This is a genomic window from Stenotrophomonas sp. HMWF003 (assembly GCF_003061285.1).
Taxonomy (GTDB): domain Bacteria; phylum Pseudomonadota; class Gammaproteobacteria; order Xanthomonadales; family Xanthomonadaceae; genus Stenotrophomonas; species Stenotrophomonas maltophilia_AP.
Genome location: NZ_QAIW01000354.1, coordinates 28,112 through 34,915 on the forward strand (window position 1 = coordinate 28,112; position 6,804 = coordinate 34,915).

5 protein-coding genes are annotated in these 6,804 nt (G+C 64.0%); 4 read left to right on the forward strand and 1 reads right to left on the reverse strand.

The window, feature by feature from the left end:
• Window positions 1-157 precede the first annotated feature (157 nt).
• The 4 genes from DBR34_RS14425 to DBR34_RS14440 are packed head-to-tail and all read left to right on the forward strand — an operon-like array spanning window position 158 to window position 4,884.
• Window positions 158-1,264 (forward strand): polysaccharide biosynthesis/export family protein, encoded by a 1,107-nt coding sequence (locus DBR34_RS14425; protein WP_128097301.1) that lies wholly within the window; start codon window positions 158-160, stop codon window positions 1,262-1,264.
• A gap of 13 nt (window positions 1,265-1,277) precedes the next feature.
• Window positions 1,278-1,964: a YjbF family lipoprotein gene (locus tag DBR34_RS14430; protein WP_128097302.1), complete on the forward strand. Its 687-nt coding sequence runs from the start codon at window positions 1,278-1,280 to the stop codon at window positions 1,962-1,964.
• Entirely contained in the window at window positions 1,961-2,737 is a 777-nt protein-coding gene (locus tag DBR34_RS14435; protein WP_128097303.1) for a capsule biosynthesis GfcC family protein, read from the forward strand. Before DBR34_RS14430 ends, DBR34_RS14435 begins: the two co-directional genes overlap by 4 nt.
• Window positions 2,734-4,884 carry a YjbH domain-containing protein gene (locus tag DBR34_RS14440; RefSeq protein ID WP_258223949.1) on the forward strand — a complete coding sequence of 717 codons (2,151 nt, stop codon included), beginning with the start codon at window positions 2,734-2,736 and terminating at the stop codon, window positions 4,882-4,884. The genes DBR34_RS14435 and DBR34_RS14440 overlap by 4 nt, the downstream gene beginning before the upstream one ends.
• A 109-nt stretch (window positions 4,885-4,993) precedes the next feature.
• Here the strand turns inward: DBR34_RS14440 and DBR34_RS14445 are convergent.
• The coding region (locus DBR34_RS14445; protein ID WP_258223950.1) for a polysaccharide biosynthesis tyrosine autokinase at window positions 4,994-6,804 on the reverse strand (1,811 nt) is incomplete at its 5' end.

Below are 6,804 nucleotides of genomic sequence, written 5' to 3' on the forward strand. Positions count from 1 at the left end.
GCCCGGGCGGCACCACGGGCACGACCGGCACCACCGGTACGACGGGCACCACCGGCACCAATTGATCCGCTAGCCGGAACAATGTCATCACGCCCTCGCCGGGCGCAGGTCCGGCGGGGGTTTTTGTTTTGCCCGACAGGGCCAGGAAGAATCATCGATGGACTGCAAGCGTCTCGGCGCCACTTTGGCGCTCGCCCTCTCCCTGTCTGGCTGCATGTTCGCACCCGGTCAGCACATGCGCTCCAGCGCGTTCGCACGTGATGACCAGCCGGTCGGCAACGACCAGATCGAGCTGATTCCGATCACGCCGAAGCTGATCGCCATGGACCGCGCCGCGCGCGACCTCCCCGGCCTGCCCAGTGCACTGACCAGCTATCAGCCCAAGGATTATCAGATCGGCGCGGGTGATGTGCTGTACATCACAGTGTGGGATCACCCGGAACTGACCGTGCCCGCAGGCCCGCAGCAGCAGCTCAATGCCGCTGGCCGCCCCGTGCAGTCCGACGGTACGCTTTTCTATCCGTACGTGGGCAAGGTCATGGCCGCCGGCATGACGCCGAGCCAGCTCCGCGAAGAGCTCACCAGAAAGCTGGCGCGCTACATCGAAGCGCCGCAGGTGGACGTGTCCATCCTGACCTACGCTAGCCAGCGCGTCTGGGTCACGGGCGCGTCGCGCCAGGCGGCCACGGTCCCGCTTACGGTCACACCGCTCACCCTGGGCGATGCCATCAGCCAGTCCGGCCTGGATGCAACCCAGGCAGACCTGTCTGGTGTGCGCCTGACCCGCGATGGCGTCACCTATACCATCGACCTGGACCGCCTCGGTCGCCAAGGCGGTGGGGCAACCAACATCTTCCTGAAATCCAGCGACCACCTGTACGTGCCGTACCTGGATCGCAAGGAGATCTTCGTGGTGGGCGAAGTCAACCAGCCCGGCGCGATGAGCTTCAAGACCAGCGATATTTCGCTGAGCCAGGCCCTTGGCCGCGCCCGCGGGATGCAGCAGACGACGGCCAACGGCAATGCCGTCTACGTGATCCGCGGCTCCCAGGACCTGCAGAGCATGCCATCCACGGTGTACCACCTGGAAGCAAGGTCGCCGGCCGCGTTCGCTGTAGCCAGTCAGTTCGAGCTGATTCCCGGTGACGTGGTCTTCGTCGGCGCAGCAGGCGTCACCCGCTGGAGCCGCTTCGTGAACCAGCTGCTGCCGTTCACCTCGATCATCAGCAACGCTGCAAGCGCGCGCAACGATCTCGAAAACTGACGGTGGTTCACTGATGAGCAGGAGCGCTCTCGCCGCCCCGACCAAGGCGCAGCGCGGCATCGCCGCGCTGCTGTTGATCACTCTGGCATTGACCGGCTGCGGCGTGGTGTCGCGCACCAGCATCCAGACGGTGCAGCTGGCCGTTCAGGGCACGCCGGACGTGCAGCCTTCCGCGGCCGAGGTCGCCGCAAAGCCGTATCCGCAGATGAAGGTCAGCGGCCCCAACGGCGGTGCCGTGCTGGTGCTTGGGAACATCGATGCGGGGCGGCAGGCGTGGTACAGCAGCGAGCGCAGTATCGTGTTCCTGGAGGATGGACTGCTGGTTGGCACGCACGGCGGCACGCCGGAGCTGCAGCAGATGTGGATCGAAGGCGACAACCCCTTCCACGCTCTGCACACGCTGCAAGGCACCGTCACCGTACAGCGCCACTATGACCTGATGCCGGGCTATCGCTACGGCGTCGCAGTTACCGGCACGCTGGAGCGCCTGGGGAACGAGCCGGTGGAGATCCTTGGCAAGGTGCGCACGCTGGCGCACGTTCGCGAGACGTTGAGTGGCACGCACTGGAAGGGCGAAAACCACTACTGGGTCGACCCCTCGAGCGGCTTCATCTGGAAGAGCCAGCAGATGATCGCGCCGGGCACGCGCCTGGAAATCACCCAACTCAAGCCGTACAGCCTGGACCTGCAACGCCGATGAAGCAGCGATTGTTTGCCCTTGTGCTGGGCCTGGTCACCAGTGGCGCCAGCGTTGCCGCCCCCACAATCAAGGTGGACGTCCTTGGTCAGGTGCGCAATCCGGGTGCACAGGTTCTGCCTGCCGGCGCCCGGCTGAGCGATGCCGCGCTGGCCGCCCAACCGTTGCCAAACGCCTACCCGCTGGCGGCCGCATGGCTCCGTCAGGCCGAACAGCTGGCGCAGACACGGCTGAAGGCCGGCGTGCTGTTCGACCTGGGCCAGCTCGAGGAGCGCGCCGACCGCGACCCCGACGGCGCACAGGCGGCCACCGCACTTGCGCGCGAGATCGACAGCATGCCGGTGACCGGGCGCGTCCCCGCGCTGCTCGCCGCGCGCAATGTTGAAGCCGCGTTGCCCCAGAACCGCCCGCTGGCCGATGGCGACCGCCTGGTCTACCCACCCCGCCCCGCCACTGTCACGGTGATGGGTGCGGTGGCCCAGCAATGCGTACTGGACCACGTGCCCGACCAGGCACCGCGCGCCTATCTGTCGCACTGCCCTGCCCTTGCCGCCGCCAGCGGCGATGACCTGTACGTCATCCAGCCCGATGGCCACGTGGAGAAACTCGGTATCGCCCTGTGGAACCGCTCGCCAGCGTCCACGCTTGCGCCGGGCGCCATCGTCTATGTGCCGTTGCAGGCAAGCACACTCGGCCAGACCGCGCCCGATCTCAACGAGGAAGTCGCCCGCTTCCTCGCCACCCAGGTGCTGGATGCGCCCGGAGTTACGCTTTGATTCCTTCGCTTCGCACACCGGCCGCGCGCCTTGCGCTTGCCGCGCTCAGCCTCAGCATCAGCAGCGCCCTGTACGCGCAGAACGCACCGGCGCCGACCGCCAGCGACTGGGGCGGCATCGGCCTGCTGCAGACGCCTACGGCGCGCATGGCCGACGAGGGCGAGGTCGCCTTTACCGCCAGCCACACCTCGCCGTACAGCCGCTACAACATCGTGCTGCAGCCGCTGCCTTGGGTGGAAGGCGCGTTCCGCTACGTATCCGTGGCCAACCGACGCTACGGCCCGGCCTGGCTCAGCGGAAACCAGAACTACAAGGACAAGTCGATCGACCTGAAGATCCGCCTGCTGGAGGAAAGCCGCTGGGTTCCCGAAGTGTCCGCAGGCTTCCGCGACCTGGGCGGTACCGGCCTGTTCTCCAGTGAGTACCTGGTGGCCAGCAAGCGGATGGGCGCCTTTGACGCCAGCCTGGGCTTGGCGACGGGCTACATCGGCAATCGCGGGGATTTCAGAAATCCGCTCACCTCCATCGATGACCGCTTCGAGACACGGCCAAAAGCCCAAGGCACGGGCAGTCTCAACAGCGACGGCATGTTCCGCGGACCGGTTGGCGTCTTTGGGGGCGTGGCATACCAGACACCATGGGAACCGCTGCAGCTGAAGGTCGAATACGATGGCAACGATTACAAGCACGAGCCCCAGCAGAACAACCAGCGTCAGCGCAGCCCGTTCAACGTCGGCGCCACGTACGCGGTAAACAAGAACGTGCACCTGCATCTGGGCTGGGAGCGCGGCGATCTGGCGATGTTCGGAGTCACCCTGCGCACCAACCTTGCCCAGGCTAGCTCCATGCCGAAGCTGCTGGATCCGCCGCCCGTACCCATGCATCAACGGAACGATGCTGACGACGCTGTCCACGACAGCGGGTTGCCCCCTGCCAACGCAGCCATTGACTGGGCCGGTGTGGCCAATCAACTCGACCAGAATGCCGGCCTGCGAGTACAACGTATCAGTCAGCGCGGCTCGGAAATCATCGTGAGTGGAGAGCAGCGGCGCTTCTACTATCCAGCCCAAGGCCTTGGTCGTACCGCACGCATCCTTGATGGCAGGCTTCCTTCTGACATCAATTGGTTTACCGTGCAGAACACCCGGCTGGGCATGCCGATTGTCGAGACCAGCATCGAGCGAAAGAGTTTCGTCGATTACCTCGAGCAAAAGACCGAGCTGAGCAGCCTGGCCGGTCACATCGAAATGACGCCGCCTGCTGCGCAGTACAGGGAAACGCTGTACCAGGCGCCGCTTCGCCGTTTCGACGGTGCCTTCAATATCGGCTATCAGCAATCCCTGGGTGGTCCTGACGGGTTCGTGCTGTTTCAGGTGGCCGGCACCTACAGCGCCAATGTCTATCTTTCACGCCACCTGTGGCTCAGCGGCACGGTCAGCTACAACGCGTACAACAACTACGACAAGTTCCGCTACGACGCCCCCAGCCGCCTGCCACGTGTACGTACCAACCTGCGTCAGTACATGACGACCGAAGACCTGACCCTGCCCAGCCTGCAGCTGACCGGCACCCGCCGGCTGGGCCGCGATCTCTACGGCATGGCCTACGCCGGCCTGCTGGAGTCGATGTACGCTGGCGCCGGTGGCGAGGTTCTTTACCGTCCTCTCAACGAGCGCTGGGCAGTGGGTGTGGAGGCCAACTGGGTCAAGCAACGCGACTTCGACCAGCGCCTGAGCTTCCGTGACTACAGCGTTGCCACCGGCCATGCGAGCTTCTACTACATGTGGGGTGAGGAGCGGCGCATTGTGAGCGCACTCAGCGCCGGCCGCTATCTGGCCAAGGATTGGGGTGCCACGCTTGCCGTGTCCCGAGCCTTCGACAACGGCGTGACCATGGGGGCCTACGCCACCAAGACGGACGTGTCCTCGAAGGATTTCGGCGAAGGCAGTTTCGACAAAGGCATCTACGTGTCGGTGCCCTTTGACTTCCTGTTGCCTCGATCGACGCGTGCACGCGCCAACTTCCTATGGAGCCCCCTGTACCGTGATGGCGGTGCCCGCGTAGGCCACACCTACAGCCTGTATCAGGCGACGTCGGAACGTGACCCGGAGTTCTTCTTCGACAACCTGGATGCCATCAGCAAGTAGTGCATCCGATCGGAACTCTGGATAAAAGAAAGGCCGGCAGCGCAAGCTTCCGGCCTTTCTTCATTTCGAGACGGTCAACGGGCGCGCGAACTCTGCGCGCGCCAAGACCTTACTTCTCGTTGGATGCGTACTCGTAGTAGCCATAGCTGTAGTAGCCCGTGGCACGCTTCTCCACCGCGTTGAAGATCGCCCCCTTCACCTGGATTCCGTTCTGCTCGAATCGCTTCATCGAGAGCAGAATCTCCTTCGGCTGATTGACCCCGAATCGAGTCACCATCAGCGTCGAGCCCGCATGGCTGGAGACGATGGCGGCATCCGTCACTGCCAGGATCGGCGGCGTATCCACGATCACCAGATCGTATTCGGCAGACAGCGCCTCGAGCATCGCGGCAAACCGCGGGTGCATCAGCAGCTCAGACGGATTGGGCGGGATGTCGCCCCGGGTCATGTAGTGCATCTGCTCCAGGCCCGGGAACGCGTGGATCGCATCGTGGGTGGCCAGCTTGCCGGCAAGGACGTCGGACAAACCACTGACGTGGCTGACGCCGAGAACCTTGTGCAACGTGCCCTTGCGCATATCCACGTCGATCACAAGCACCTTCTGACCGGCCTGGGCGACGACAGCCGCCAGGTTGGCCGAGATGAACGTCTTGCCCACACCGGGGCGCGGACCAGAGATGGCGATGACGTTGTTCTTCGCCTCCATCATCGCGAAGTGCAGGCTGGTACGCAGACTACGCAGCGCCTCCACAGCAAGGTCAGCAGGTTCTGCGGCCGCCAGCAGGTGCGATCGACCATCGGCCACAATCCGGGTCTTTCCGCCCTTGCCCTTCTGGATCTTCAGCAGATTGCTGGAGACACTCAACGGAATCGCTGCATACACCGGCAGACCAAGCTCTTCGATCTGCGCGGGATCTTCGACGCCTGGATTCAGCATGCGAAGCAGGAAAGCGGCACCGGAAGAAAGCAGCGCACCCAGAAGCACCGACACCAGGACGATCAGCCCCTTCTGGGGTTTGACGGGCTTGCTTACGTCGACGATTGCGTCGTCAACGATACGTACATTACCCACCGTGCCGGCACGCGCCACGTCCAACTGCTGGGCCTGGTTGAGCAGAGCGGTGTAAAGCTCATTGCTGACCTGCAGATCACGGGTCAGACGCAGCAACTCCTGCTGCGTATCCGGCAACGCGTTCACTTCGCGGCGGAAACCATCCTTGCGGCCCTGCAGATCCGACAACTGCCTCAACAAGGCGCGGTACGCCGGATGCTCACGCGTGAAGTTGCGATCCATTTCCGCCTGCTTCAGGCGGAGCTCCTGGATGCTGGTTTCAACGGCAACTTCCTGCTCCAGCAGACCCTTGGTCTGCATGGTGATGTCCACGGAGTTGGCACGCGACTGGTAGGTCGCCATCGCCACCTGCGCTTCCTCCACCTGCTTGCGCACCGTCGGCAGCTGGTCTTTCACAAACTGCAACTGCGAGCCTGCCTCAGCCGAGCTGCGATCGACATTCTGGCGGGCATAGGCCTCGGCAACCTTCTGCACGACAAGCTGGGCCAGAACCGGATCGGAATTGTCGTAGACAATCCGCAGGATGCCCGACTCCTTGCCCTGCTCACCGACCTTGATTTCCTCCTGCAAGCCGGCAACCACGTCCAATCGACGCAGCTTGGACACCGTAAAGCGCATCCCCGGCTGGGCGCGCAGCTGCGCCACTTCAAGCCGGAAACCCTTGCTCTGCACCGCCTCGCCAACCTTGCCCTTGAGCAGGATGTCACCCTCGGCGTCCATCAGCTCGAACGCACCCTTGGCGTCGATCACCGTCAACACCAGAGGCTCGTCCACGTAAGCACGCGGAACGTCCAGACGGTGGATCTTGAGCGTCTCGCCGCCCCAGCCATACCGGGACAAGCCCATCT

Coding starts and splice junctions, on each gene's coding strand:
- DBR34_RS14425 (WP_128097301.1), top strand. CDS start 158: ATGGACTGCAAGCGTCTCGGCGCCACTTTGGCGCTCGCCCTCTCCCTG.
- DBR34_RS14430 (WP_128097302.1), top strand. CDS start 1,278: ATGAGCAGGAGCGCTCTCGCCGCCCCGACCAAGGCGCAGCGCGGCATC.
- DBR34_RS14435 (WP_128097303.1), top strand. CDS start 1,961: ATGAAGCAGCGATTGTTTGCCCTTGTGCTGGGCCTGGTCACCAGTGGC.